Here is a 24,040-nt window from a genome sequence, read left to right as displayed (position 1 = left end):
GTGTGGCGGGTGACCATGGACCGGCTGGCGGACACGCCGGTCGCGGAGCGCATCCTGCGCGTCATCGCGTGGTGGGCGCCGGACGGGATCCCCCGGTCGTACCTCGCCCCGCTGGCCGACGCGCCCGACGTCACGGAGGCGCTGCGGCGGCTGGCCGCGCACAGCATGATCAGCCTGCGCGAGGACGGGACCCTCTCGGTGCACCGGCTGGTGCAGGCGGTGGCGCGGACGGGGGCAGGGGCCGAGGAGACGTACGACGAGGCCGCCCGGCTGCTGGTGGAGCAGGGGCTGCCGTGTGAGAACGTCGCCCTCTGGATCACACACGTGGCGACGCTGTTCGAGTACTACGACCGGGACAGAGTGCCGCCGGAGCTCTGGGTCCTGGTGCCCATGTACATCGGCGATGTCCAGCCGACCGCCGACGAGGCCATCATCGAGCGGTACGAAGAGGCGCTGTACCGCGCCGAACGGTTCCTGCCCTCATACAGCCGTATCACGGTGGCCGCCCGCCGTCGGCTCGCGGACTGCTGCTGGGTGGCCGGCGATCACGACCGCGCGGCACGGCTGCTGTCCAAGAACCTGACCGCGACGAGCGTCGTGTTCGGACGCAAGGCACCAGAGACGATCGAGACGGGTACCGCGCTGGCCCGGCTGAAGCTGCAACGCGGGGACCTGGGCGGAGGACTGGCTCAGGCCGGGGTCAGTGCCCAGCTCGCCGAGCGCACCCTCGGGGACGGTTCCCCGGAGGCCCTGCGAGCCCACGCGGTCGTGGCCGAGGGATGGCGGCTGAAGGCCCAGGCGAAGCCGAAGCGTTCCGCGAGGTTCGCGGTCACCAAGATCGAAGGGCTGCTGGAGAAGGCCGTACGGGCGCAGGGCGAGGACGGCGAGGCGGCCCTGCACCTCATGTTCACGCTCGGCGAGGTCCGCGAGGCGGCGGGCGATGTCGCCGGGGCGATCCGGGTGACCGAGGAGTATCTGCGGAAGCGCCCGGTGCCGGAGGACGGGGTGGACACCCAGGATGCCCAGGGCCTGGCGGCGCGTCAGCGCCTCGAACGGCTCCGGGCTCCTCACCCCGACTGAGGTCACAGCCCCCACACCCCCTTCCCCACCGTCACGACCCCACCCACCAGCGCCAGCCCCAGCACCAGCCCCCGGGCCCGCCGTTCCGACGTCCGCGCGGCCAGTACCCGGCCGGCGAACCCGCCCGCCACCATGGCCGCGACCACCGTCCCCCACCGCCCCGCCCCCAGCTCCGGCACCCCGTTCGCCGCCACCGAGAACGCGTTGACGACCACGCCGTAGAACTGCGCGTTCGGCACGAACTCCCGTACCGTCCACCCGGCGTTGACCGCGTACAGGGACACTGGCGGGCCGCCCACCCCGGCGGCGGAGTTCATGAATCCGCCGACCGCCCCGGCCGCCACCGCGCCCTTCGTGCCGCGCAGGGAGGGGAGTCGGGCGCCGCGCAGGACGAGTAGTACGGCGATCGTGACCAGGCCGCCCATGGTCAACAGCAGGACGGGTTCCGGGAGTTGACGGGTCAGCCACGCCCCCGCCGGGACCGTGCAGGCCGCCGCGACGCACAGCGGCACCATCGCACCCGCCCGCACCTGCCGCCAGCCGCTCGCCAGGCCCACGACGCTGATCGCGCCGCACGCGAAGTTGGCGAGGACGACGCCTTCGGCCGGTCCGAGCAGCAGTACCAGCGCCGGTACGGCGACCAGCGCGAAGCCCATGCCGGTCAGCCACTGGACGCAGGAGCCCAGCAGCACGATGCCGGCCAACAACCCCTCGGTGCCGCCCACTGCACCACCCCACCCCTTCGGGAGAGCACTCCCTCGTCGCTTTGTGATCGTACGGTCACACACTGCGAGTTGGACGCGTCCTGTCCCGGGGCTGTACGTCCGCTGCACGGGCCCTAACCGGTGTCCAGCGAGTCTGGAGTCACTTCCCCACCAGACCCGAACTGGAGATGCGATGACTCGTCGTTCGATCAGCAAGCGCGCAGCCATTGTCACCGCCACGGCCGTGATCGCCGTCGGCACCTTCGCCGCCGGTGCCGCGGTCGCCGGGCCCGGATGGGGCGACGGCGACACTCGTCACGGCAAGCCCAGTGAGAAGGAGATAGCCGGCCTCTTCGACCGGTGGAACAGCAGCCTGCAGACCGGTGACCCGGAGACGGTCGCCGACCGCTACGCCCGTGACGCCGTCCTCCTCCCCACCCTCTCCAACCAGGTCCGCTCCGACCGCGCCGGCATCGTCGACTACATGGAGCACTTCCTGGCGGACAAACCGGTCGGCAAGAAGATCGAGACGCACATCAACGTCCTCGACGGGAACTCCGCGATCGACGCCGGTGTCTACCAGTTCACGCTCACCGACCACGAGACCGGTGAGAAGAAGGTCGTCAAGGCCCGCTACACCTACGAGTACGAGAAGCGCGGCGGTGACTGGCTCATCGTCAACCACCACTCCTCGAAGATGCCCGAAGGGTGATCGTCACCTTCAGCCCGCCCCCGGGAGCGTCCCCGAGGGTCACGGCCCCGCCGTCGTCCGTCACCAGCTGCTTGACGACGGCGAGGCCGAGCCCGGAACCGGCCTTCCCGGTCAGGCCCTTGCCGCGCCAGAAGCGGTCGAAGGCACGGGACTTGTCGGTGTCCGACATACCGGGGCCCTCGTCGAGGACCGAGAGAACCACTTCAGCGCCCTTCGGCTCCACCTGGACCGTGATCGTGCCGCCGTCCGGTGACACCTCCAGGGCGTTCGAGAGCACGTTGTCCAGCACCTGGTCCAGATGACCGGGGCTGGTCAGCACGAGCGGCCGGCCGTCGGCACTCCCCCTGAGCGTGATGGTGACTCCACGCTCGTCGGCGGCCGGTCTCCACACCGCCAGCCGCTCCCGCACGATGTCCAGCAGGGGCAGCGGCTCCGCCGCCGTCACCTTGGCCTCGGCCCGCGCCAGCACCAGCAGGCCGTTGACCAGGCGGCTCATCCGGACGACCTCGGCCGTCGCCTGTTCCACGTCCTCCTTGACGAAGTCGTCGTCGACGCCGTCCGCGATGTTGTCCAGCGACAGCCTGAGCGCCGTGAGAGGAGTACGGAGCTGATGCGAGGCGTCCGCCACGAAGATGCGCTGGGACGCGACCAGCGTGTCCAGGCGTTCCGCGCCCTGGTTGAGGGTGCGGGCGAGGGTCTGGGTCTCGGGCGGGCCGGTCACGGGGGAGCGGGCGGTCAGATCGCCGTCGCTGAACTTGCTGGCCATGTCGTTGAGCTGGCGCAGCGGCCGGGTGATCCGGCGGGCCGCCGCGGCGCCGATCACCGCGGCCACCCCGAGGACGACCACCGCGAGTCCGGCGCGGAAAGCCCAGATCTGCCAGAGGCGGCCGGTCATGCCGCTGGTCGAGTACAGGACGCGTACGGCACCGCTGACCTGCTCGGAGCCGGTCGCCCTGGCGGGGACCGTGATCTCCAGCTCGGGGCCCCAGATGAAGGAGGAGCCCCAGTCGGTCGTGGGCTTGCCGTCCTCGAGTGCCCTGGTCAGGGCCGCGTTCCCGGCCGGGCGCAGCAGGTTCGGGGCACAGTCCGGGTTGCCGGTGACCTCGACCTCACCGGGTGTCTTGTCGCCGTAGGCGGTGGCCATCTGCTGGAGGGCCTGGCAGGAGGCGGGGTCGCCGTTGCCCAGCAGGATGGCCATGGTGTTGGCCTCCCGCATCACGGACTCCTTGGTCTCGCTGCGCAACTGGGCGGTGAGCGAGAAGGCCACCGGCACGGTGAACAGGGCCACGGCGACCGCGACGAGCAGGATGTAGCTGCGGACGAGCTGACGGATCATGAAGAGCCGCCGTCACTGCCGCCCTTGACGATCTCCAGCCGGAAGCCGACCCCGCGCACCGCCTCGATGGTGATCGCCCCCGCCAGCTTCCGCCGCAGCCCAGCCACATGCACGTCCAGCGTCTTGGTCGGCCCGAACCAGTTCGCGTCCCAGACCGCCTCCATGATCTGCTCGCGCGACATCAGCGCCCCGGGCTCCTCGGTGAGGAAGGCCAGCAGGTCGTACTCCTTGGGCGCGAGCGCCACCTCGTCGCCGTCGAGGCGGACGCGGGCCGCCTTGCGGTCGATGGTGAGGTGGTCGCCGTAGCGGTCGGGTCCGGCCTCGGCGGCAGCGGCCGTACGGGGCTGGATACGGCGCATGACCGCCCGTATCCGCGCGATGACCTCCCGCACCCCGAACGGCTTGGAGACGTAGTCGTCCGCGCCGAGTTCGAGCCCGACCACCCGGTCCGTCTCGTCGCTGCGCGCGCTGATCACGATGATCGGCACATCGCCGCGCTCGCGCAGCGCCTTGCAGACGTCGAGGCCGTCGGTGTCGGGCAGACCGAGGTCGAGGAGTACGACGTCGTAGGGGTCGGTATGGCTGAGCGCGTCGCTGCCCGTGGTGACCCAGGCCACCTCGAAGCCGTAGCGCAGCAGTCCTCGCCGTAGCGACTCGGCGACCGGCTCGTCGTCTTCCACCAGAAGTACCCGCACAGGGCGAACCATAGTGGTTGAACTTTAAAGACGACCGGTCGCCGAGCCAGTGAGCTGCGGATTTCCGTACAAACGGCACTTACCACATGAGTGGCAGCCGCTCCGGGATCCGCTTCATGAAGCCCGTCCGCCACACCAGCTGCTCGATCGGCACCGCCAGCCGCAGCTCCGGCATCCGCTCCAGCAGCGCCCTGATGGCGATCTCGGCGTGTCTGCGGCCGAGGGCGGTGGCGGGGCAGTAGTGGCGTCCGCCGCCGAAGGAGAGGTGGGCGGTGGCGTTCTCGCGGCCCAGGTCGACCGTGTGCGGGTCGGGGAAGGCGGCCGGGTCGAAGTTGGCGCCCTCGACCAGGACCAGTACCAGCTCACCGGCCTTGATCTCCGTGTCCCCGAGCCGTACGTCCTCGGTCGCCAGCCTCGGGAGTCCGTCGCCGATGGACAGGTTGATGCGCAGGAGTTCATCGACGGCGGCGGGGGTCCGGTCGGGGTGTGCCACCAACTCGTCCCGCAGGTCCGGGTGCTGGATGAGCGAGACCAGCGCCATGGTCAGGAAGCCCGCGGTGGAGATGACCCCGGCGCCGAACATGGTCACCCCGACCGTCGCGAGCATCTCGTCGGTGAGATGGCCGTATTCGGGGTCGGCGCGCAGGGCGGCCAGCTCGGCCATCAGACCCGTGGTCGCCGGGTCGTCGAGCCGCTTCGTCATATACGCGATGTCCCGGTCCCAGTTGAGCCGGGCGCCGGTGATCGGGCAGGCCGAGTTCATGAACGCGATGTCCAGGCTCCGCATCAGCCGGGGCGCGTCCGCGGGCGGGATGCCGAGGATGCGGCAGTGCATGCCGGCCGAGTACGGATCGGCGAAGCCGCCGCGCAGATCCGCCGGGGCGCCCTCGCGGATCAGCCCCTCGATCAGCTCATCGGCGTAGGACCGCATCCACTCCGCGAGGCCGGGGCTCTTCGGGTTCAGCGCCTTCAGTACGGCCTTGCGCAGCCCGGCGCCGGTGATGTTCCCCATGTTGTTGACGACCTCGGGCGGGATCGTCAGCGCGTACTGGCGGGGCACACCCGGCGCGGAGGTGTCCTTGAGGCTGAAACGGGGGTCTTCGAGGACCTGGCGGCAGAGGTCGTACGACGACACCAGCCAGGCCTTGTCACCGGCGATGGTGCGGACGCGGCGTACGGGGGTATTCGCTCTCAACTCCTCCACTTCACCCGGGAGTTGATCGCCGCGCCAGGAGAACGGGAAGTCGAGGAGGTCCTCAGTGAGCATCGGTGGTCCCCTCGGCGGGCGTCACTATGGCGTGCCCCTGGTTGCGGGAGGCGCGCAGGCCGGCGCCCCGGGAGTAGAGCAGCTCGGCCATCGGCAGCAGCTGGTGATAGCAGTTGAGGGAGGAGGGGACGCCGAGGATGGCGGGGGTGTCCAGGAAGAGGGGTGCCTCGGCGCAGACGTAGGCCAGGCACACCTCGCGCTGGGCGTCGCTCGCCTGCCCGGCCTTGTCCGCCAGGAAGGAGTCGACGAGTTTCTCGCAGGTCGTGCGGAACTCGTCGTCGACGGCCAGGCGGGCCTGGAGACGGTCGTGGATGTCGCGGTACGCCGGATTGCCGCGGAAGTCGGACATGGCGTGGGCGAAGAGCCGAGTGCCGCCGGGGTCCGCCGCCTGTACGGCGCCGAGGACCTTGGCCCGTACCCCGCGCAGGTTCTTCACCGCCTTGCGGCGGGCGTCCTCGGGCGGATAGCCGGACGCCGCGTACATCTCCGCCACGTAGAGGTCGGTGTAGACGAAGTCCACCCGCTCGAACAGCGCCAGGCCCCAGTGGGCGAGGTCGAGGACGCGGCGAGCGGAGAAGTAGCTGTTGCCGGGGGAGACGCCGATGACGGCGTGGTCGCCCGCGGTGCGGATGACTTCGCAGTGGGGCGTGAAGGGCTCGACGTCGAAGAGGTCGGCCGGGGTATCGACTGAGGTGACGTGCTGGATCTCTGCTGCGGTCGCAGTCGTCAAAGGAGGAGGATCCTTCGCGTCGCAAGTCCCGATGGAGCCTTGTGCCCCTGGTGTGGCGACGACGACGCGAAGTTAGCGTCCGGCTACGGAGAGCGTCAATGGTCTTCCGGTGGACCGCCCCACCCGCGAGTGACCTGTCCCACTTTCCGGAGTGCCCCGCTCCCCACCGGGCAGACACGACCCCGAGCGCCCGAATCTCACCATCTGGGAACCCCAAGGTCGAATTCGGACGCTCGATAGACTGAGCCGACACACACGGACTGAGCGAGGAGCGCACGTGGGCCTTGTCGTGCAGAAGTACGGAGGCTCCTCCGTAGCCGATGCCGAGGGCATCAAGCGCGTCGCCAAGCGGATCGTGGAAGCCAAGAAGAACGGCCACCAGGTGGTCGCCGTGGTTTCCGCGATGGGCGACACGACGGACGAGCTGATCGATCTCGCCGAGCAGGTATCCCCGATCCCTGCCGGGCGCGAGCTCGACATGCTGCTGACCGCCGGAGAGCGGATCTCCATGGCCCTGCTGGCCATGGCGATCAAAAACCTGGGCCACAGCGCCCAGTCGTTCACCGGATCGCAGGCAGGTGTCATCACCGACTCGGTCCACAACAAAGCCCGGATCATCGATGTGACGCCGGGCCGGATCCGCACCTCGGTGGACGAGGGCAACATCGCCATCGTCGCCGGTTTCCAGGGCGTGAGCCAGGACTCCAAGGACATCACCACGCTGGGACGCGGCGGTTCCGACACCACCGCGGTCGCGCTGGCCGCCGCGCTCGACGCCGAGGTCTGTGAGATCTACACCGACGTCGACGGCGTGTTCACCGCCGACCCGCGCGTCGTCAAGAAGGCCAGGAAGATCGACTGGATCGCCTTCGAGGACATGCTGGAGCTGGCCGCGTCCGGCTCGAAGGTGCTGCTCCACCGGTGTGTGGAGTACGCCCGTCGTTACAACATCCCGATCCACGTCCGGTCCAGCTTCAGCGGGCTGCAGGGCACCTGGGTCAGCAGCGAGCCGATCGAGCAAGGGGACAAGCAGGTGGAGCAGGCCATCATCTCCGGTGTCGCGCACGACACCTCCGAGGCCAAGGTCACGGTCGTCGGTGTGCCGGACAAGCCGGGCGAGGCCGCCGCGATCTTCCGCGCGATCTCCGACGCCGAGATCAACATCGACATGATCGTGCAGAACGTGTCCGCCGCCTCCACCGGTCTGACGGACATCTCCTTCACGCTGCCGAAGTCCGAGGGCCGCAAGGCCATCGACGCCCTGGAGAAGAACAAGGGCGGCATCGGCTTCGACTCCCTGCGCTACGACGACCAGATCGGCAAGATCTCCCTGGTCGGCGCCGGCATGAAGACCAACCCGGGCGTCACCGCCGACTTCTTCAAGGCGCTGTCCGACGCGGGCGTGAACATCGAGCTGATCTCCACCTCCGAGATCCGCATCTCGGTCGTCACCCGCGCCGACGACGTCAATGAGGCCGTGCGTGCCGTGCACTCGGCGTTCGGTCTGGACTCCGACAGCGATGAGGCCGTTGTCTACGGGGGCACCGGGCGATGACCAGGCCTGGCCGTCATCTTCCCGTCGTCCGCCCGGAGGGCGGGCCGCGCGGCGTCTGGTGCGTGCGAGACGCCGCGCGGCAGGCGGGAAGGTGACGGCCAGGCCTGGACCGACGCTCGCGGTCGTGGGTGCGACCGGAGCCGTCGGCTCGGTCATGCTCCAGATCCTGTCCCAGCGCGCGGACGTCTGGGGTGAGATCCGTCTGATCGCCTCGCCGCGCTCGGCCGGCCGCAAGCTGGCCGTGCGCGGGGAGGAGGTCGAGGTGGTGGCGCTCACCGAGGAGGCCTTCGCCGGGATCGACGTCGCGATGTTCGACGTCCCCGACGAGGTGGCCGCCCGCTGGGCGCCGATCGCCGCCGCGGCCGGCGCGGTGGTGGTGGACAACTCGGGCGCCTTCCGGATGGACCCGGAGGTTCCGCTGGTCGTGCCCGAGGTGAACCCGCATGCCGTACGGATGCGGCCGCGCGGCATCGTCGCCAACCCCAACTGCACGACCCTCTCCATGATCGTGGCGCTGGGCGCGCTGCACGCCGAGTTCGGGCTGCGCGAGCTGGTGGTGTCGTCGTACCAGGCGGTGAGCGGGGCGGGGCGGGCCGGCGTCGACACCCTCCGCCAGCAGCTGTCCCTGGTCGCCGGTACCGAACTGGGCACGAGCCCCGGTGACGTACGGCGGGCCGTCGGCGACAACACCGGGCCGTTCCCGGAGCCGGTCGCGCTGAACGTCGTGCCGTGGGCCGGGTCGCTGCGCGAGGACGGCTGGTCCTCGGAGGAGATGAAGGTGCGGGACGAGTCCCGCAAGATCCTCGGACTGCCGAAGCTGCCGGTCGCGGTGACCTGTGTGCGGGTGCCGGTGCTGACCGGGCACTCGCTGACCCTGCACGCCCGCTTCGAGAACGACGTCACCGTCGCCAAGGCGCGCGAGATCCTGGCCACCGCGCCGGGCGTCGTGCTCTACGACGACCCGGAGGCCGGCGAGTTCCCCACGCCCGCCGATGTCGTGGGCACCGATCCGACCTGGGTCGGCCGGGTGCGGCGGGCGCTGGACGATCCCACGGCGCTCGAACTCTTCGTCTGCGGCGACAATCTGCGCAAGGGCGCGGCGCTCAACACCGCGCAGATCGCGGAGGTCGTGGCGGCGGAGTTCTCGTGATCACGCCTGTGACGCCGGAAATCTCCTGGTCTTCCCAAGGATCGTTTGTAGGATCTGTGTGAGAAGTGTGAGCCGATCGATGGTCCGGACCACTTGAACCGGACCCGGTCGGCGGCTGAAGATTTCCTCCCCGCCCTGCAACCGCTTGCAGGGCGGGGAGCGTCTTTGCGGTCGCCCTCAAGGCGATGTGAGGACGCGTTTTTCTGGCGTGGGGACGCCGAATGAGCCGGACGTGGGGACGTCCGCTCATATGGGACATAAAGGAAGAGCGGGTAGGCATGTGGGCGTTTGACGCACGGTCAGCTGTGCTGCCTGACGCAAGAGGGTCGGTTGCGGAGACTGGCGCAAAAGTGACGTCCGGCACGTACAACCCTCACGGGGGGACGCGTGTCCAACAGGCGTGGCAGAGGTACTCGACTTCAGCGCGGCGACCCGCGGTACGGCCCTACGGCCGCCCCGCCGGCCCGTCCGACCCCGCATGCCCGGTGCGCCCGGCGGCGGCATGCCGGTGATCGCGCCGATGCCCGCAGCGCGGCCCACCCGCATACCCAGTCAGCGTGACGGATCCGAGCACGCCGAGAACGCCGCGGCGGCCGGCACCACCGTCGACCACCTCACCGAGACCTACCGGGCGCACTACCGCTCCCTGCTGGGTCTCGCCGCCCTCCTCCTCGACGACACCGCCTCCTGCGAGGACGTCGTCCAGGAGGCCTTCATCCGCGTCCACTCCGCGCGCAAGCGGGTGCGGGACCCGGAGAAGACACTGGCGTATCTGCGCCAGACCGTAGTGAACCTGTCCCGCTCCGCGCTGCGCCGCCGCATACTCGGTCTGAAGCTGCTGTCCAAGCCGATGCCCGACATGGCGAGCGCGGAGGAGGGGGCGTACGACCAGCTCGAACGGGACTCCCTCATCAAGGCGATGAAGGGCCTCCAGCGCCGCCAGCGCGAGGTGCTCGTCCTGCGCTACTTCGCGGACATGACCGAGGCGCAGGTCGCCGAGACACTCGGCATCTCGCTGGGCTCGGTGAAGGCGTACGGCTCGCGCGGCATCGCCGCCCTGCGGATCGCCATGGAGGCACCGGCATGAGCGGGCACCAGGACGGGCGGTACGGTCCGGCGGAGCGCCCGGAGGGGCGTCCTGACGAGCGTCTTGACGAGCAAGATCCGAAGCAATCGCACGCTGGGAACGGAACTGTGAACCACGGCCCCGACGACCAGGGCCCCGCAGGGCTCGACTCGGACGAGCTGGCCCTGCGCCGCCTGCTGCACGACACGGTCCAGGAGATGGAGCCGCGCGACGGCACGCTGGACCATCTGCGGCGGGCGGTGCCCGCACGCCGGGCACGCAAGCGGCAGGCGCTGGTCGGCATGGCCGCCGCGGCGCTCTTCGTCGGCACCGCCGTCCCGGCCCTGGTGCATGTCTCCAACTCCACCGGCACCGACGTCAACTCCTCCGTCGCCGGCCATGGCGAGCAGGCACAGGGCGGGTCCGGCCCGGGCAAGGAGACCAACGGCGGTCAGAGCACCTCCGGCGGCACCTCCGGCAAGACCGAGAACCAGGGCAAGGGGAACGACAAGGAGAAGGACAAGGACAAGGGCCCCGGCGGCTCCGGTCAAGACTCCGGGGACCCCGCCGACCCCTCGGCGACCACCGCGGCCGGCGTCGCGGCGTGCACCGCCGAACAGCTCGGCACCTCCGGCGGCAGCGCCGACGCCCCCGACACGGTCGGCGCGGTGTACGGCACCTTCCGCTTCAGCAACATCTCCACGGCCGACTGCACGGTGGGCGGCCCCGGCACGGTGAGCTATGTGACGGGCGGCGCGGCCGACGCCACGAAGATCACCTCGGCCCGGCATGTCTCCGGCGACGCGGCGGCCGCCCTGCCCGACCCGTCCCAGGAGCTCACCTCGCTCCTGCTCAAGCCGGGCGCCTCCTACGAGGTGCGGTTCGCCTGGGTCCCCTCGGAGACCTGCCCCACCACGGGCGACCCCACGACCGGCGGCGGCACCGGCGGCGGTGAACCCTCACCCGACCCGACCCCGACCGACACCACGACGGGCGCGACCGAGGGCACCTCCACGGGCGGTGACACGGGCACCTCCACCCAGCTGATGGCCGAGGACACCACAGCCGAAGGCAGCGTCACGGTCACCAACACCACGGAGGCGGGAGCCCCGACGGCCACGGTGACGGTGTCCAACGCATGCGCCGGGACGGTCTACTGGACGGGCGTGCTGGCCGGGGCGTAGGGGAGTGGTTCCCGCGCGGCCGCGGGGGCCTCGGATCAGACGCCGGACGGGCTGGAGACGTGCTCCTCGTCCGGCACCAGCCCCAGCTCCGCGTCCCGCAAGGACTCCACCTCGCGGCGCAGCAGCCGGAACCACATGAAGACCACGAAGCCGGCGAAGACGAACCACTCGCCGGTGTAGCCGAGGTTCTGGAACGCCTTCAGATCCAGGCCCGTGTCATTGGCGGCCGTCACCGGCACCGGCTTCATACCGGAGTCGGCCTTGTCGAGGGTGATCCAGGCGTCGTACAGGTCGTACGGCACCAGGTTCACCAGCGACGCCGCGCTGATCGCCCCCGTCTGACCGGACGGCAGTCCGCCGCGCGCGGTCACGCCGTTCTCGCCCGGCTGCTCGGACGCCTGGAGCGCGCCGGTGACGGTGACCTCGCCGGTGGGTGCGGCGGGGGCCTCGGCCCGGTCGGCGTCGCCCGGCAGCCAGCCCCGCACGACCGGCAGGGCCTTGCCGTCGTCGGTGCGCAGCAGCGTCAGGACGTAGTAGCCCTGCTTGTCGTCCAGCGTCCGGTCCGGGACGAGCAGCTGCTCGGCGTACCGCCCCGTCACCGTGGCCTGCCGGCCCACCGTGGCCTTGTCCACCGGCAGCAGCCCGGCCAGCGGACGGGCGGGCTCCCGCTTGTTCTCCTCGGCCTGCTCACCGGCGTTGCGATGGTCGTCGACCCGCGCCTCGAACCGGCCCAGCTGCCAGGACCCCATGAACACACAGAAGGGGATGGCGAGCAGCACGAAGACGTTGATCCCCCACCAACGGGGCGTCAGCAGAAACCGGTACACGCCATCAAAGGTACGGGGCTGCCGCGCGGGGCCCGCCCGCGGGGTCAGTACCGCTCGGTGAGGTGCTCACGGCCGGCCGGGGGTTCGTAGGGCTCGGGCCAGAAGTCGGTTATGGAGGTGATCCGGTCGGTGCCGGTGAAGAACGAGATGGCGTACATCTCCTCAAGACCGACCGTGACATGGAGCCACGTCACGACCTGCCCCGGCTCGGCGACGATCCGGTCGATCCTGATGTGCCAGTCCCCCGGATACTCCCGGTTGAACTGCACATATCGCTCTCTGCCGCTGATGCGCTCCCGCGTCTGCGGCAGGGTGTACACCACGTCCTCGGCCAGTGTCCCGGCGAACGCGTCCCAGTCCCGGGCCTCCGCGGTGGCCCAGAACCGCTCGACTGTCTTGCGCAGATCGGTCATGCCGAGAAGTCTGCACCCCGGCACTGACAGTCAGCTTTTGCCGGCCCGCAACGAGTACATCAACGGGATCCGCGGCCGGTCGGCCGGGAAGCGGAAGTAGCCGTCCCGCTCCTCGAAGGACTCGAACCGGCGGAACAGCGAGACATCGTGCTCGCGCAGGAACTCGATGCGCAGGCCGGCTGCCGCGAGCGCGCTCACCACCTCGCCGACCGGATGCTGCCACTCGACGCTGCGGTTGTTGACGGTGTCGGTGCGGTCGGAGGCGTAGGTGCCGGGGATGTCGTACACCTGCGCGCTGCGGTCGAAGTAGTCGCGGACGACCCGGGAGCCCGTCTCGTCGTCGAGGGCCTCGGTGAGGGGATGGAACTCGGCGAGGTACAGGAATCCGCCCGGCGCGAGGAGCGAGGCCACGGTCTCCGCCCACCGCTCGATGTCGGGCAGCCAGCACAGGGCGCCGACGCCGGTGTAGACGATGTCGTACGCGGGGTCGGGCACGGCCTCGGCCGCGTCGTACACGTCGGCCGCGACGAACGCGGCGCGCTCGGGCCCGAGGCCGAGGTCGGCGGCTAGGGCCTATCCGGCGGATCAGGCCGGCTGCAAGGAACGGCACCTCACTTGACGCTGGTGAGCGGGGTCTGGTGCGTCCAGGTGCAAGGCGGAGGAGGGCGCCGACGCGGAGCGTCGGCAACCGACGACAACGCGGCAGATGGGCGTGCCAGACCCCGCGACGCCGGCATGATCCGCCGGATAGGCCCTAGGGAGCGGGCGACCTCCACGGCGGGCTCGGAGAAGTCGAGGCCCACGACGCGTGCGGCGCCGTGCCGGGCCCAGGACAGGGTGTCGAGGCCCATGTGGCACTGCAGATGCAGCAGCGACCGGCCCGTGACGTCGCCCACCTCCGCGCGTTCGAAGTCACGCAGGGCGTCGGCGCCGGCGCGGAAGCCATCGAGGTCGTAGAAAGCGCCGGCGGCGTGCAGCGGAACGCTCCCCCAGAGGGGGGACCCCCAGTCCCACATGGCCCGGTTGGCATCATTCCAGTCCGCGGGGGTGGTGGAGTGCATGGTCGCGAAGTTATCCACAGGCTGGGGACCCTCGCCAGCGAATTGTCGGCGGGGCCAGGCACTATGGGGCCATGACTGAGAGCCACGGGTCGGACTCGCCCGATCACCAGATGCAGGACAAGGACATGCCGGACTGGGAGAAGCGCTTCCGGGCGCCCAGGGTGTCGCTCCCGGACTGGGCGGAGGACGCGCCGGACCGCTCCTTGTTCGTGTCGAACGCCACAGGGACGTACGAGCTGTACGCCTGGGACCGGGCGACGGGCGAGCAGCGCCAGGTCACCGACCGGCCGAACGGCACCACGGACGGCGTGCTCACCCCGGACGGCGCCTGGATCTGGTGGTTCGACGACAAGGACGGCGACGAGTTCGGGGTGTGGCGCCGCCAGCTCTTCGGCGGCGGCGAGGACGAGCTGGCGACGCCGGGTCTGGACCCGTCGTACCCGGCGGGCCTCGCCCTCGGCCGTGACGGCCGTACGGCGATCGTGGGCCGCTCCACGGACGAGGACGGCACGACGATCCATCTGGCCCGCACCGGCGAGCCCCCGGCGGAGCTGTACCGCCACCGGGAGTCGGCGGGCGTGGGCGACCTCTCCCACGACGGTTCGCTCATCGCCATCGAGCACACCGAGCACGGCGACGCGATGCACTCCGCGCTGCGCGTCCTGCGCCCGGACGGGTCGGCGGTCGCCGAGCTCGACGACACCAGGGGCGGCACCGAGGAGCTGGGCCTGGAGGTCCTGGGCTTCGCGCCGGTGGACGGCGACACCCGCCTGCTCATCGGGCATCAGCGGCGGGGCCGCTGGGAGCCCCTGGTGTGGGACGTGGCGACCGGTGAGGAGACCGACCTCGCCCTCGACCTGCCGGGCGATGTGAGCGCGGAGTGGTATCCCGACGGCTCCGGCCTGCTGATCGCGCACAGCTTCGAGGCCCGCAGCGAACTGTTCCGCTATGACCTGGAGCGCGGTGAGCGGGTGCCGATCCCGACCCCGGCGGGCTCGGTCTCGGGGGCGACGGCCCGGCCGGACGGCAGCGTGGAGTATCTGTGGTCGTCGGCGGCGGAGCCGTCGGCGGTGCGCTCGACGACGGGACAGGTGGTCCTGGACCCGCCCGGCATGAAGTCCCCGGGTTCGGTCGCGGTGGAGGACGTGTGGGTGGAGGGCCCCGGCGGCTGCATCCACGCCCTCGTCCAGCGCCCGGAGGGCGTGACGGGCCCTCTCCCCACCGTGTTCGACATCCACGGCGGCCCGACCTGGCACGACAGCGACGCGTTCGCGGCGGGCCCGGCGGCCTGGGTGGACCACGGCTACGCGGTCGTCCGGGTCAACTACCGGGGCTCGACGGGCTACGGCCGCGCCTGGACCGACGCCCTGAAGCACCGGGTCGGCCTGATCGAGCTGGAGGACATCGCGGCGGTGCGCGAATGGGCGGTGACGACCGGCCTCGCCGACCCGTCCCGCCTCATCCTGACCGGCGGCTCCTGGGGCGGCTACCTCACCCTGCTCGGCATCGGCACCCAGCCGGACGCGTGGACGGTGGGCATCGCGGCGGTCCCGGTCGCCGACTACGTCACCGCGTACCACGACGAGATGGAGTCCCTGAAGGCCCTCGACCGCACCCTCCTCGGCGGCACCCCCGAGGAGGTCCCGGACCGCTTCGAGGCATCGTCACCCCTGACCTACGTCGACCGTGTCACGGCCCCGGTCTACATCTCGGCGGGCGTGAACGACCCCCGCTGCCCGATCCGCCAGATCGACAACTACGTCAAGCGCCTGGAGTCCCGGGGCGCGGTGCACGAGGTGTACCGCTATGACGCGGGGCACGGCTCGCTGGTGGTGGACGAGCGGATCAAGCAGGTGCGGCTGGAACTGGACTTCGCGGAGCGGCACTTGAACCGGGGGCGGTCTGCCTGAGCGTAGACGTGCCGGTCGGTAGAGGTGCCCTAGCTCAAGGGCACCTCTACGCCCAGCAGGGCGAGGAACGCGGACGCCGCGGGTGACGGGGTGGACCGGCCCCAGACGAGGTGCTCGGTGCGCATCGGGCCGTCGGTGATCGGCACACACCGCAGGCCGTGCAGTTCGCCGGTGAACGCCGCGGGCAGCAGGGCGATGCCCAGTCCATGGCGGACCATCCGGACCATGAGCTCGACGCCGGACACCTCGAAGGCGACCTCGCGCCGCAGACCGGCCGCGGCGAACGCCTGGTCCGACTGGGCGCGAGCGGCGCTGCCGTCGGCGAAGTCCACGAACACCTCCTCGGCGAGGAGGCCGAGGTCGACCTCCTGCTCGGCGGCGAGCGGATGGTCCGGGGCGACCACCGCGACATGCCGCCCCTGAGCAAGTGCCTTGTCACGGACGCCCTGCAGCCGGAATCCGGGCTGAACGCCGAGGAACGCCGCGTCCAGTGTGCCGTCGCGCACCTGCTCGACGAGCCGCTCGCTGGAGCCGGCCCGCAGACGGATCCGTACCTGGGGATGGCGTGTGCGGTAGTCCCGCAGCACCGCCGGGAGATCAACGGCCGCGACAGTGGGGATGGACCCGACCGTCAATCGGCCCCGTATCTCACCGGTGGCCGCGGCCACTTCCGCCCGGGCCCGCTCCGCTGCTTCCAGGGCCTGGCGGGCGGCGGGAAGGAAGGCCTCCCCCGCGGTGGTGAGCCGCACCCGGCGGCTGGTGCGCTCGAAGAGGCGGGCGCCCAGTTCCTTCTCCAGCCGGGCCACTTGATGGCTGAGCGCGGACTGCACGATGTGGCACCGCTCGGCGGCACGGGTGAAGCTCGAGGTCTCCGCCACCGCGAGGACGTAGCGCATCTGCTGGAGATCCATCGATCCATCGTGAAACACGATGGATCGGATGACAAACATGTGTTGGACCGATGAATGCCCGCTCGGCCATGCTGGATCCATGCGCGTGATCAATTTCGACCACCTGGTCCTGAACGTCGCCGACATCGAGCGCTCGCTCGCCTTCTACACCGGCCCGCTGGGACTGGAGCCGGTACGGGTGGAGCAGTGGCGGGAGGGAAAGGCCCCCTTCCCATCGGTGCGAATCAGCCCCACCACCATCATCGACCTGGTCCAGGCCCCCGCGGACCGACCGAAGGGCTCCAACGTCGACCACATCTGCCTGGTCGTGGAACCCCTCGACTGGCAGCAGGTCATCGACTCCGGCGTCTTCACGGTCCTGGACGGCCCCGGCGAGCGCTTCGGCGCCCAGGGCAACGCGGTCTCCCTGTATGTGGAGGACCCGGACGGCAACACGGTGGAGCTGCGTTGGTATCCGACCGCGTAGTCGCCTTGAGCCGACAGCTCGCACAGGCGCACCAGGAACTGCGGCGCCGCCTCGGCGAGATCAGGACGAACATCGGACACCGCCGACTGACCGACGACGTACTGCTCACCCACTGCCTCGCGTTCTGCGCCGCGTTGACCTCACACCACCAGGGCGAGGACGACGGGATGTTCTCCCAACTGCTCCGTGAACGCCCGGATCTCGCACCGACGATCGCGAAACTCGTCGAGGACCACGGAATGATCACCTCGATCCTGTCCCAGGTACGCGAACTCACCGACAGGGCCACCGAATCGCATGGCCCCGCGCTGGAGGCGATCGGCCGCGAGCTCGACGGACTGGCGGCGATCATGGAGTCCCACTTCAGGTACGAGGAGCGCGCGATCAGTGCGGCGCTCGATGGCGCGGTACCTGATGGCGACTGGCCCGACACGGTGTTCGGATTCGGTACGGCATGAAGGGACACCGGTCGCCCGAGGACTGCGAGCAGCAGGCCGGTATCTGCCGCCTGCTGCTGTACCACCTGAACGCACCCCTGGCTGAAGGCTGCCGCCTGCGGGGCGTCGTGCCCGCCCCCGGTGCCGTACGAATCGCCGTCCACGCCGGAGACGACGAGACCGGCAGGACCTTCCTCTACCGGGCGACCCACACTGCGATCTCCTCGTGGACCTGACCGGCTGCTAGGGCTGCGGAGGCGCCGGGTCCCATGGCAGACGCGTGGTCGAGCTGCTTCCCCCAGGTCGGCTACGCCCCCGCCCCCTGCCGAGCCCGCCGCCCCAACAGCTCCGCCAACCCTCTCCGAGTAGCCGCCAGCACCACCCGGTCCGAGCTCTGCAGGACATATGTGTCGGGGAGGTCCCAGACCCAGCCCGATGTTCCGGCGCCGGTTGGGCCGTCCTCGTAGGACTCCTCTGTCGCCGGTTCCTCGCGGCGGTGGTCGGGTGGGGTTCGGTCCAGGGCCAGGATGCGCCAGGCGCCAGGGCGGAAGGCCTCGCCGACCGTTCTGTCCTCCAGTTGGGGGTGGCCGGCGACGTCGACCGCCGCGAACAGCAGGACTCGGCGTTCGACGGGGATCGCGCCCAGGATCTGGCGTCCCATCATCGCCCCGGCGAACGCGGGCGCGGCCAGGTGGGTCACGCTGCGGCTGCGGGTGGAGGCGTGGGGGTGGGCGGCGCGGAGGGTGCGGTAGACGGCGGTGGCGAAGTCGTCGTCGTACAGGCGCAGGACGACGCGGAGGTCGGGGCGGACGGAGCGGGCGTACAGGGCGGCTTCCAGGTTGGTGGTGTCCGCGCTGGTCACCGCCAGGAGTGCGTGTGAGCGGTGGATCTTCGCCGCCTCCAGGACGCCTTCCTGGGTGACGTCCCCGAGGATCACCGGCACCCGCAGCCGGCGGGCGGTGGCGAGTCCGCGGGCCTCGGGGTCGGCCTCGACGCACACCACGGGGATGTGCAGTTCGCGCAGTCGGGTCAGTACCCGGGTGCCGATCTTGCCGAGGCCCAACAGGACGACGTGGCCGCCCAGGCCGCGCGGGGGCTTGCGCAGGGCGGACGCCGAGCGGAAGGTGCCGAGCGCCTCCAGGACCGCCGCCAGCAGCACCGGGAGGAGCAGCAGACCGGTGAGTCCGGAGAGGAGTTGGAGGAGCTGGCGGGCCAGGGGCTGGTGGAGGGCGGGGTCGTTGATGGCGAAGAGGTCGAGGAGGGTCATATAGGTGGCGTACAAGGGGTGTTCGCCGGTGACCACGGTCAGGGCCACCGCCAGTGCCGCCACGCAGCCCACCAGGCCGGCCAGCGACCACCGCAGTCGCCTGGAGAACAAGGATCCGAAGGACGGTACGACGCTCCTGCCCGACGGCAGCGACGGGCCGCCGTACGACATCTGCTCCAGGACGACCGTCCCCCGGCCCCGCGCCCCCTGCACGGTCGCCGTGTCCGGCAGGAGCAGCGGGCCCTGGTCGTCGCTCGCCGAACCGTCGTCGGCCGCCGGGGCATGGCCGTTGGCGGACAGCAGGGCCAGCGTGACGAGTCCGGTGGGCGGCGTCTGCCCCGACCGCAGCGGCGGGCGCTCCACCGCGCGCAGCAGCAGGCCGTCGGCCTGGACGACCTTGGTGGTGCCGGCGACCGCGGCGGCGGCCAGCGCGGGGGCGGCCGTATCGGCGTCGGACAGGACCGTCGTGGAGGTGTCCAGGACGGCGGCGTCACCCGCGCCCGTCGCCAACGTGGCGGCCTGGTCGAGGAGTTCCTCGATGTGCTGGCCCAACCGGCGGTTGTACAGGCGCAGGACGAGCCGGAGACGGGGGTTGAGACGGCGGGCGGTGAGGGCGGCGCGGATGTTGGTCTCGTCGTCGTCATAGACGAGGGCGAGCGCGGCGGCCTGTTCCACGCCCGCCTCGGCGAGCTTGGCCTCGGTGGCCTCGGCGGCCTCCACCACCCGTACGGTCCCGGCGGGTTCGCCGCCGCTTCCGCCGCCCGCGCGGTTGACGGCCGCGTTCACCATGCGGTCGAACAGCGCCGCCGACACGGCTCGGGCCCGGCCCACGACCGGTGGTCTCTCCGTGCGCTCGGAGGGCGGGACGACCAGCGTGACCTGCTCGCCGTACACCCCGCGCAACTCGGCGGCCAGCCGGTGCGCGAGTCCGTCGTCGCCGCACACCACCATGTGCGTGGCGGTGTCACCGCCCAATGCCTGATTCGGAACGCTCGCCACGAGGGGAAAGACTGCCTCATCGGGGCAGGTGGTTCCAGAAGCGGCCCCTGGGTGATTGAACATCCGCGCCCGCCCCGTCGTACTGGAGGGGAGGGAAACCAGCGCCCCGCACCACCGGAGGTACCTCGCCCGTGGCGATCACCAAGCCCGCCCCACAGCGGGTCGAACCAGAGGGCCGGCACCTCAACTCCCCCCTCCTCCTCACCATCGTCATGCTCGTACTGGTCCTCCTCCAGAGCCCGATCCGGCGGGCGCTGGCCGCACCGGTCATGCAGAGCTGGACGACGGTGTTCGTCGCGGTGATGGTGCAGGCGCTGCCATTCCTGGTGCTGGGTGTGCTGCTGTCGGCGGCGATCGCGGTGTTCGTGCCGCCGTCGTTCTTCGCCCGTGCCCTGCCCGGCCGTCCGGCCCTCGCCGTTCCGGTCGCCTCGGCGGCGGGGGCGGTGCTGCCGGGGTGTGAGTGCGCGTCGGTGCCGGTGGCGGGGGCGTTGGTGCGGCGGGGGGTGACGCCGGCCGCGGCGCTCGCGTTCCTGCTCTCCGCCCCCGCCATCAATCCGATCGTGCTGACCGCTACGGCCGTCGCCTTCCCCGGCAACCCGGAGATGGTCCTCGCCCGACTGGTCGCGAGCCTTCTGGTGGCCTGTGCGATGGGGTGGCTGTGGCTGCGCCTCGGGCGTGCCGACTGGCTGAAGCCGCCTTCGCATCCGTCCCACGACGGGCAGAGCAAGGGCGAGGCCTTCTGGGGTTCCGTGCGGCACGACGTGATGCACGCGGGCGGCTTCCTGGTGGTCGGCGCGATGGCGGCGGCGACGCTGAAGGCGGTGGCCCCGGAGAGCTGGCTGCGGGCGGCGGCCGGCAACCCGGTGCTGTCGGTCCTCGCGCTCGCGGTCCTCGCGGTGGTGCTGTCGATCTGCTCGGAGGCGGACGCGTTCGTCGCGGCGTCGCTGTCGCAGTTCTCGCTCACGGCGCGGCTCACCTTCCTCGTGGTGGGCCCGATGATCGACCTGAAGCTCTTCGCGATGCAGGCGGGCACCTTCGGCCGCTCCTTCGCCCTGCGCTTCGCCCCGGCCACCTTCGCGCTGGCCGTGCTCGTGTCGGTACTGACCGGATGGGTGATCCTGTGAACCGCCAGGCCCAGTCGGCCGTCCTGTTCCTGCTGGGCGCGTCCCTGCTGCACGCCGCCACCACCGACCTCTACCTCCGGTACGTCAAACAGGGCCTGCGCCCGCTGGTGCTGGTGTCCGGCGCGGTGCTGATCGCGGCCGCGGTGGCGACGGTCTGGTACGAGCGGAAGCGGGCGCGAAGCCGGGAGAAGACCCACGTCCACCCCGAACCCCGGGTCGCCTGGCTCCTGGTCCTCCCCCTCCTCGCCCTCATCCTGGTCGCCCCGCCCGCCCTCGGCTCCTACAGCGCCACCCGCACCGGCACCGCCCTCCAGGAACCCCTCGCCTACCCGGCCCTCCCGGCCGCCGACCCGCTGCCCCTGAACCTGGTCGACTACGCGGGCCGCGCCGTCTACGACCACGGCCGCACCCTGACCGGCCGCCAGGTCCAGCTCACCGGCTTCCTCGCCCTGGACCACGACGGCACCCCCTACCTGGTCCGCATGGCCCTCAACTGCTGCGCCGCCGACGCCCAGCCGGTCAAGGTCGCCCTGACCGGCGAGGTCCCGCCCGTCCTCCAGCCGGACACCTGGCTCCGCGTCACCGGCACCTACACCGCACGCCGCGCCGAGGACCCGGTCAACGGCGGCCCGATCCCGTTCATCGAGGTCACGGAGGCGAAGCCGGTGCCCGAGCCGACGGATCCGTATGACGAGAGCTGGAACAGCTGACGAGGTCCGTCTCTTGCCGCCCCCCGGGACGCCCCCTACCCTGAATCTGATGGACCGTCAGATTCGGGAGGCGTGGCGTGGCCAGTACCGAGAGCGGCACCAAGGACCTGCCCAAGGTCATCAGCGTGGACGATCACGTGATTGAGCCCGCGCATCTCTTCGAGACCTGGCTCCCGGCCAAGTACCGGGACCGGGGGCCGAAGCCCCTCACCGCCGGGATCGGTGAACTGGAGTACATCGGCGGGAAGTACCGGTTCACCACGGATCCGGACGGCCAGCTCACCGACTGGTGGGAGTACGAGGGCGATCTGTTCCCGTACAAGCGCATCATCGCGGCCGTCGGATTCAGCAGGGACGAGATGACGCTCGACGGGATCACGCGCGAGCAGATGCGGCGTGGCTGCTGGGATCCGAAGGCGCGGCTCGCGGACATGGACATCAACCATGTCGAGGCGTCCCTGTGCTTCCCGACCTTCCCCCGCTTCTGCGGGCAGACCTTCGCCGAGGCCAAGGACCTGGAGGTCGGGCTCGCCTGTGTGCGCGCCTACAACGACTGGATGGTCGAGGAGTGGTGCGGCGACAGCGGCGGCCGGCTGATCCCGCTGTGTCTGATCCCGCTGTGGGACATCGACCTCGCGGTCAAGGAGATCCACCGGAACGCGGCGCGCGGGGTGCGGGCGGTGACGTTCAGTGAGATCCCCACCTATCTCGGGCTGCCGTCGATCCACTCCGGGTACTGGGACCCGTTCTTCGCGGCCTGCGAGGAGACCGGCACGGTCGTCAACATGCACATCGGCAGCAGCTCGCAGATGCCGGCCGCCTCGCCCGACGCCCCGCCCGCCGTCCAGGCGTCCCTCAGCTTCAACAACGCCATGGCGTCGATGATGGACTTCCTGTTCTCCGGGGTGCTCGTCAAATTCCCTCGGCTCAAACTCGCTTACAGCGAGGGGCAGATGGGCTGGATCCCGTACGCCCTGGAGCGCGCGGACGACGTGTGGGAGGAGCACCGGGCCTGGGGCGGTGTGAAGGACCTCATCCCGGAGCCGCCGTCGACGTACTACTACCGGCAGATCTTCTGCTGCTTCTTCCGGGACAAGCACGGCATCGAGGCGATCGAGACGGTCGGCGTCGACAACGCCACCTTCGAGACGGACTATCCGCACGTCGACTCGACCTGGCCGGAGACGAAGCGGGTGGCCGAGGAGCACGTCGGCGGGCTGCCCTACGAGGTCGCCTACAAGCTGCTGCGCGGGAACGCGATCCGGATGCTCGACCTCCCCTTTGACCAGGAGGACCGAGAGCGCGGATGAGGATCTCCATCGACCGCGAGGTGTGTTACGGCTCGGCCGAGTGCGTGTATCACGCCCCGGCGGTCTTCGACTTCGTGGACGACTACGGCGTGGTACGCCCGGGACAGGAGGGCGAAGGCGACGACCCGCGGGTGCGGGAGGCCGTCGAGAGGTGCCCGTCGCAGGCCATCTCCGTCACGGAGCAGACGGAGTAGGGGGCGGGCAACGCCAGCCGAAGGAGGCCAGTGCTCGTGCCCTGGTCTCCACCACGGCCATGCGGGCCCGTCGCTCCGCCGGGTCGGCGTGGGCCGGCATGCCTGTCATCTGGCCCTCCCACTTGCGGTAGAGCAGGCCCGGCTCGGCGGAGAACCAGCCCCGGCTCACGGAGTTCAGCGCGAGCAGCAGGCCGGTGTCCTCCGAGGCCGGGAGTGCCATCCAGCCGCCGAGGGCGAGCAGGAGGTCCCGGCGTACGCACAGGGTCGCCGGGTGGACCGGGGCGCGGAAGTCGTGGGCCCGCCAGAAGTCCAGTACGGCGCCCGGTTCGATGGGCCCCTCGGCGGGGTCGCCGGGGAAGCCCGTCGTCGTGCCGTCCGGGAGGAGGTCCAGGGCGCGGGAGGTGGTCCAGCCGATGGCCGGGTCGGCCTCCAGGGCGGCCAGGTCGCGGGCCAGGGCGCCGGGGGTGAGCTGGTCGTCGGCGTCGAGGATCTTCACATGGGCGCCCTCGGCATGCGCGAGGGCGAAGGTGCGGGCGACGCCGGGGCCGCCGGGACGGCCCTGGTGGAAGGAGACGCGGGAGTCGTCGGGGACGTAGGGGCGGACGTCGTCCGTGCGGCCGTCCTCCTGGATCACCCAGTGCCACTCCCAGCCCGGCGGCAACTCCTGGGCGCACAGCGACTCGTGGGCCTCGGGCAGGAACGCCGCCGAAGGGCCGTGGACAGCGGTGACGACGATGACGCGCCGGGATGCGGGGGGCACCGCCTCAGCGTACGCGGGCATGCGAAAGACCCGATCGCTGGCGACGGGGGATGCACCAGCGATCGGGCTGTGCCCAACAGTAACAAGGCTGCCTGCCTCACGGGAGTCGCCTCATCGGCTGTGAGGAGGGGTGTGATCGGGATCACGGTAACCGCTGTCCGTCCCACCCCTC

At 70.9% G+C, this 24,040-nt stretch carries 24 protein-coding genes and 2 pseudogenes; 14 read left to right on the top strand and 12 right to left on the bottom strand.

The window, feature by feature from the left end; translation table 11 throughout:
- Complete coding sequence (locus IE325_RS35840) at positions 1 to 1,080, top strand: DUF7779 domain-containing protein (protein WP_190074325.1); 1,080 nt, start codon at positions 1 to 3, stop codon at positions 1,078 to 1,080.
- Positions 1,081 to 1,082: 2 nt separating this feature from the next.
- On the opposite strand, the gene IE325_RS35835 is transcribed toward IE325_RS35840, so the two are convergent.
- Positions 1,083 to 1,805, bottom strand: a complete 723-nt coding sequence (locus IE325_RS35835) for a sulfite exporter TauE/SafE family protein (protein WP_268256382.1) — start codon at positions 1,803 to 1,805, stop codon at positions 1,083 to 1,085.
- A gap of 172 nt (positions 1,806 to 1,977) precedes the next feature.
- Here IE325_RS35835 and IE325_RS35830 point away from each other — a divergent pair, with 172 nt between their 5' ends.
- Complete coding sequence (locus IE325_RS35830; protein WP_190074324.1) at positions 1,978 to 2,496, top strand: SgcJ/EcaC family oxidoreductase; 519 nt, start codon at positions 1,978 to 1,980, stop codon at positions 2,494 to 2,496.
- Here the strand turns inward: IE325_RS35830 and IE325_RS35825 are convergent.
- The 4 genes from IE325_RS35825 to IE325_RS35810 form a co-directional block, all read right to left on the bottom strand.
- Positions 2,462 to 3,832: a sensor histidine kinase gene (locus IE325_RS35825; RefSeq protein WP_190074323.1), complete on the bottom strand. Its 1,371-nt coding sequence runs from the start codon at positions 3,830 to 3,832 to the stop codon at positions 2,462 to 2,464. The two genes, IE325_RS35830 and IE325_RS35825, sit on opposite strands and share 35 nt — an antisense overlap.
- Positions 3,829 to 4,527: a response regulator transcription factor gene (locus IE325_RS35820; protein ID WP_190074322.1), complete on the bottom strand. Its 699-nt coding sequence runs from the start codon at positions 4,525 to 4,527 to the stop codon at positions 3,829 to 3,831. Before IE325_RS35820 ends, IE325_RS35825 begins: the two co-directional genes overlap by 4 nt.
- Positions 4,528 to 4,606: 79 nt before the next feature.
- Positions 4,607 to 5,794: a cytochrome P450 gene (locus IE325_RS35815; RefSeq protein ID WP_190074321.1), complete on the bottom strand. Its 1,188-nt coding sequence runs from the start codon at positions 5,792 to 5,794 to the stop codon at positions 4,607 to 4,609.
- A complete protein-coding gene (locus tag IE325_RS35810) occupies positions 5,784 to 6,524 on the bottom strand; it encodes a cyclodityrosine synthase (RefSeq protein ID WP_190074320.1) in 741 nt (246 codons plus the stop codon). Before IE325_RS35810 ends, IE325_RS35815 begins: the two co-directional genes overlap by 11 nt.
- A gap of 277 nt (positions 6,525 to 6,801) precedes the next feature.
- Between IE325_RS35810 and IE325_RS35805 the strand changes: the two genes are divergently transcribed.
- The 4 genes from IE325_RS35805 to IE325_RS35790 all read left to right on the top strand — a co-directional run bounded on the left by IE325_RS35805 (position 6,802) and on the right by IE325_RS35790 (position 11,479).
- Entirely contained in the window at positions 6,802 to 8,079 is a 1,278-nt protein-coding gene (locus IE325_RS35805; protein ID WP_190074319.1) for an aspartate kinase, read from the top strand.
- Between the two features lie 91 nt (positions 8,080 to 8,170).
- Entirely contained in the window at positions 8,171 to 9,229 is a 1,059-nt protein-coding gene (locus IE325_RS35800; RefSeq protein WP_190074318.1) for an aspartate-semialdehyde dehydrogenase, read from the top strand.
- A gap of 400 nt (positions 9,230 to 9,629) precedes the next feature.
- Positions 9,630 to 10,316, top strand: a complete 687-nt coding sequence (locus tag IE325_RS35795; protein ID WP_190074317.1) for a SigE family RNA polymerase sigma factor — start codon at positions 9,630 to 9,632, stop codon at positions 10,314 to 10,316.
- Between the two features lie 107 nt (positions 10,317 to 10,423).
- A complete protein-coding gene (locus IE325_RS35790; protein ID WP_190074316.1) occupies positions 10,424 to 11,479 on the top strand; it encodes a hypothetical protein in 1,056 nt (351 codons plus the stop codon).
- A 35-nt stretch (positions 11,480 to 11,514) separates the two neighbouring features.
- On the opposite strand, the gene IE325_RS35785 is transcribed toward IE325_RS35790, so the two are convergent.
- The 4 genes and pseudogenes from IE325_RS35785 to IE325_RS35770 form a co-directional block, all read right to left on the bottom strand.
- Entirely contained in the window at positions 11,515 to 12,306 is a 792-nt protein-coding gene (locus IE325_RS35785; RefSeq protein WP_190074315.1) for an SURF1 family protein, read from the bottom strand.
- Between the two features lie 44 nt (positions 12,307 to 12,350).
- Positions 12,351 to 12,719 carry a nuclear transport factor 2 family protein gene (locus IE325_RS35780; RefSeq protein WP_190074314.1) on the bottom strand — a complete coding sequence of 123 codons (369 nt, stop codon included), beginning with the start codon at positions 12,717 to 12,719 and terminating at the stop codon, positions 12,351 to 12,353.
- Between the two features lie 30 nt (positions 12,720 to 12,749).
- Positions 12,750 to 13,292 (bottom strand): annotated as a pseudogene (locus IE325_RS35775) (class I SAM-dependent methyltransferase); the annotation flags it as partial.
- 188 nt (positions 13,293 to 13,480) lie between these two features.
- Positions 13,481 to 13,735, bottom strand: a pseudogene (locus IE325_RS35770) (SAM-dependent methyltransferase); the annotation flags it as partial.
- A gap of 116 nt (positions 13,736 to 13,851) precedes the next feature.
- Here IE325_RS35770 and IE325_RS35765 point away from each other — a divergent pair.
- Entirely contained in the window at positions 13,852 to 15,690 is a 1,839-nt protein-coding gene (locus IE325_RS35765) for a S9 family peptidase (RefSeq protein WP_190074313.1), read from the top strand.
- A gap of 29 nt (positions 15,691 to 15,719) precedes the next feature.
- On the opposite strand, the gene IE325_RS35760 is transcribed toward IE325_RS35765, so the two are convergent.
- On the bottom strand, positions 15,720 to 16,601 hold the full coding sequence (locus IE325_RS35760; protein ID WP_190074312.1) for a LysR family transcriptional regulator: 882 nt from the start codon (positions 16,599 to 16,601) through the stop codon (positions 15,720 to 15,722).
- A gap of 79 nt (positions 16,602 to 16,680) precedes the next feature.
- Between IE325_RS35760 and IE325_RS35755 the strand changes: the two genes are divergently transcribed.
- The 3 genes from IE325_RS35755 to IE325_RS35745 are packed head-to-tail and all read left to right on the top strand — an operon-like array spanning position 16,681 to position 17,740.
- Positions 16,681 to 17,067, top strand: coding sequence for a VOC family protein (locus tag IE325_RS35755; RefSeq protein WP_190074311.1), 387 nt, complete (start codon positions 16,681 to 16,683; stop codon positions 17,065 to 17,067).
- A 5-nt stretch (positions 17,068 to 17,072) separates the two neighbouring features.
- Positions 17,073 to 17,525: a hemerythrin domain-containing protein gene (locus IE325_RS35750; RefSeq protein WP_229912252.1), complete on the top strand. Its 453-nt coding sequence runs from the start codon at positions 17,073 to 17,075 to the stop codon at positions 17,523 to 17,525.
- Positions 17,522 to 17,740: a hypothetical protein gene (locus IE325_RS35745; RefSeq protein WP_190074309.1), complete on the top strand. Its 219-nt coding sequence runs from the start codon at positions 17,522 to 17,524 to the stop codon at positions 17,738 to 17,740. Before IE325_RS35750 ends, IE325_RS35745 begins: the two co-directional genes overlap by 4 nt.
- Positions 17,741 to 17,811: 71 nt before the next feature.
- Here IE325_RS35745 and IE325_RS35740 read toward each other — a convergent pair whose 3' ends face one another.
- On the bottom strand, positions 17,812 to 19,722 hold the full coding sequence (locus tag IE325_RS35740; protein ID WP_190074459.1) for an NAD-binding protein: 1,911 nt from the start codon (positions 19,720 to 19,722) through the stop codon (positions 17,812 to 17,814).
- Between the two features lie 179 nt (positions 19,723 to 19,901).
- On the opposite strand from IE325_RS35740, the gene IE325_RS35735 reads away from it, so the two are divergent.
- From IE325_RS35735 to IE325_RS35720, 4 genes are all read left to right on the top strand, one after another.
- Positions 19,902 to 20,894, top strand: a complete 993-nt coding sequence (locus IE325_RS35735) for a permease (RefSeq protein ID WP_190074308.1) — start codon at positions 19,902 to 19,904, stop codon at positions 20,892 to 20,894.
- Positions 20,891 to 21,604 (top strand): TIGR03943 family putative permease subunit, encoded by a 714-nt coding sequence (locus IE325_RS35730; protein ID WP_190074458.1) that lies wholly within the window; start codon positions 20,891 to 20,893, stop codon positions 21,602 to 21,604. Before IE325_RS35735 ends, IE325_RS35730 begins: the two co-directional genes overlap by 4 nt.
- A 77-nt stretch (positions 21,605 to 21,681) precedes the next feature.
- Entirely contained in the window at positions 21,682 to 22,914 is a 1,233-nt protein-coding gene (locus IE325_RS35725) for an amidohydrolase family protein (protein WP_190074307.1), read from the top strand.
- Positions 22,911 to 23,108, top strand: coding sequence for a ferredoxin (locus IE325_RS35720; RefSeq protein ID WP_190074306.1), 198 nt, complete (start codon positions 22,911 to 22,913; stop codon positions 23,106 to 23,108). Before IE325_RS35725 ends, IE325_RS35720 begins: the two co-directional genes overlap by 4 nt.
- On the opposite strand, the gene IE325_RS35715 is transcribed toward IE325_RS35720, so the two are convergent.
- A complete protein-coding gene (locus IE325_RS35715) occupies positions 23,089 to 23,889 on the bottom strand; it encodes a glycosyltransferase family 2 protein (RefSeq protein WP_190074305.1) in 801 nt (266 codons plus the stop codon). The genes IE325_RS35720 and IE325_RS35715 overlap by 20 nt on opposite strands.
- Positions 23,890 to 24,040: the final 151 nt, after the last annotated feature.

The sequence above is a fragment of the Streptomyces lanatus genome, assembly GCF_014655715.1.
Taxonomy (GTDB): domain Bacteria; phylum Actinomycetota; class Actinomycetes; order Streptomycetales; family Streptomycetaceae; genus Streptomyces; species Streptomyces lanatus.
Note: the sequence above shows the minus strand (reverse complement) of the source record. Positions and strands in the feature narration are given on the sequence as shown.